The following is a 2,772-nucleotide window of genomic DNA, read 5'->3' on the forward strand; positions in this document are numbered from 1 at the left end:
CAGTTCCTGCACGGCGCCGTCCAGCGCCGCGTAGAGGTAGTCGACATCAGCGTCATCGAGACTGAGTGCCGGCTCGTCACCTCGCCTGCGCCCGGTGAGCATGTCATTCGCCGCAGCCATCAGACCGGCGCGCGTCCCCTCATCGAGAACGCCCTGGCTGCGAACGCCCTCACTCGCTACCCCGGCCCCCGGATCGTTCTTCCTCACCAGCTCCCACATATGGCCGGTCTCCGGAGTTTGCCCCGCAATCCCGGCCGCCGCGACAATGCCGACACTCTCCCTATTTTCCCGGTAGACCTTATACCATTCCCAATTCTCCTCAGCGATCCCATTACGCTCAATTCCCTTCTCTTTGATCACCTCGCCGACGGCGTCCTCAGAGGAGCCATCCCTTTCCTTTTCCAGCACCATGCGTATGAACCGGGCCAGCTGAATAGCCTCTACCCATTCGGCATCCGCACTTTCGCGACGAAGCCACTTTGTGGCGTGACTAGGCTTAATATGCGCTTCGGTAGCGGCTTGAGAAATGAATACTCCCACCCGCTGCTTCATTACCCAGAATATTGTCCACTTGGTGTCAGCAGTGGGTTTTGTGGTGGACTTGGGGGTCGGGGGCACGCCAGCCAGCTCTTCCCGCGTGGGCTGAATGCCGGCGAGCACTGCCGCCAGTTGCTCCTCGCTCACCCGCGTGGACCGCCGCTGCGGCGCCCGGTTGGCCTCCTCGGCCTCCAGCCGAATGGCCTCCACCCGCTGAGCAGCCTCGAGGGCCGTCCTCTTCCAGTTGTTGGCTTTACTAAGCCCCGCTTCGCGGGCCGCGTCACTATCGGTCCCCGGCCGCTGCATCGTCACCCAGAAGATGATCCAGTTGACGAGATGAATGGGTGCTGCCCCCAGCCGCCTGGGGGGGGTCTCAGGGACCTCAGCCAGCTCCTCCACCGTGGGCCTGAGCTTGGCCAGCTTCTCCCGCTCACCATCCTTGAAGGTGTACACGGCAAGCGCCTTCTGCACCCATGATTCTTGCCGCGTGGACTGCTCTTGAGTGGACGCTTCCAGCTGCTCTCCCTCAGCGGGGGCGGACTGGCGGCCCGGACCAGCCACGCTTTCGGTCGGCTGCATCTGCGCCAGCCGCTGGGCCTCCGCGTCAGCCTCCCTCTGCTGCCGGATTTCTCCTATCTCCTTAGCAATATCAGGGTAGCCCAATTTCGAATTCCACTTGTATCCTCTCCCGCCTCTCCCGTTTTTCCCGCGCGAAATCCCCGCTGCGTCGCTCGCGTCGCCAACGCCCATATGCGGCCGCTGCATCGATACCCAGAAGAGGATCCACTCGACGGGATGAATGGGTGCTGCCCCCCGCCGCCGGGGGGGAATCGCACGGACTTCAGCCAGTTCTTTCGCCGTGGGCCTGAGCCTGGCCAGTGCCGCCCGGTGATGATCCGCGAGGTCGTCGCTGTGACGCCCGGCAAGCTCTATGTGCGCCCATGAGTCTTGGTGTGCGGGCTGCACCCGGGTGGGCGCTGCCGGCCCCTCGGAGGAGGGGATGCCGGAGTTCCCCGGACCGAGGTCGGGAAGAGACGACGGGTCATCGACGGTGAAGTTGGTATCGCCGGCCGAGGGGACGGCTGACTGCTCGTACGCGACCGAGCCGGTCGACGGATCCGCAAAGAAGAGCGGGGGAGCGACAGCATCCCTCTTGAGCAGCTTCAAACCTGCATGCATCCTCGCGATCCAGGACCCGGCACCCTCGACCACCTTCTCGGCCGCACCCTCGGCCGCATCTTCGGCCACATCCTCGACCGGCAGTTGCTGCACGGTGCCGTCCAGCGCCGCGTAGAGGTAGTCGACATCAGCGTCATCAAGACTGAGTGGTGGCTCGTCGCCTCGCCCGCGCTTGGCGAGCATGTCATTCGCCGCACGCATCAGACCGGCGCGCGTCCCCTCATCGAGAACCCCCTGGCTGCGAACGCCCTCACTCGCCGCCCCGGACCCCGGATAGTTTCGCCTTACCAGCTCCCACATATGGCCGGTCTCCGGAGTTTGCCCCGCAATCCCGGCCGCCGCGACAATGCCGACACTCTCCCTATTGTCCCGGTAGACCCTGTACGAACTCCAATTCTCCCGCGCCTCCTCCCAGCGGACCTGAGAAACTCCCGTGTCTTTGATCACTTCGCCGACGGGGTCGCCGGAGCCGACCCTTTCCTTTTCCAGCACCATGCGCGCGAACCGAGCCAGCCGAATGGCGTCTACCCACTTTTCAGCCGCACGGTGGCTTCGAACCCACACTCTGGAGGCTCTATCGGAACTATCCGCTCCAGCAGCCGCCCGCTTAGTGGACACTCCCACCCACTGCTTCAATACCCAGAATGTTGTCCACGCGCGATCATCGGGCGTTCGTCCCTGCTTCGTAGGTACCGTAATAGGTACCGCAACCAATTCTTCCTGCGTGGGCCTATAATTTTCTGCATCCCACATCCGGGCGGTATCCTCGGACATTCCCATGATCTGGGCCGCCTGATGAGAGTACAGTGTTTTCCTGAGAGGCCTGTATTTCCTTTGCTGCCCAGACAGCGTTCGCGGGAACCTCCGGCCTGCCGTAATATCCTGATGCCATACCTTGGCGGTGTGCTTGGAGATTCCCATCTCCTCGCTCACCTTTCCAAGATCGGCATTCTTCGCGAGTTGAACGAGTTTCGCCTGCTGGGACTCCACGAACCTCGCACGTTGCTCAGCAAGGTGCTCCGCCTCGGAATCACCCGCGGAAGAACCCGCATCCGG

General features: G+C 63.1%; 1 protein-coding gene. It reads right to left on the reverse strand.

Annotated elements, in window-relative coordinates:
• The coding region (locus tag I004_RS36520) for a hypothetical protein (protein ID WP_486580490.1) at positions 1 to 2,649 on the reverse strand (2,649 nt) is incomplete at its 3' end.
• Positions 2,650 to 2,772 lie beyond the last annotated feature (123 nt).

The organism is Streptomyces sp. TAA486, from assembly GCF_000426165.1.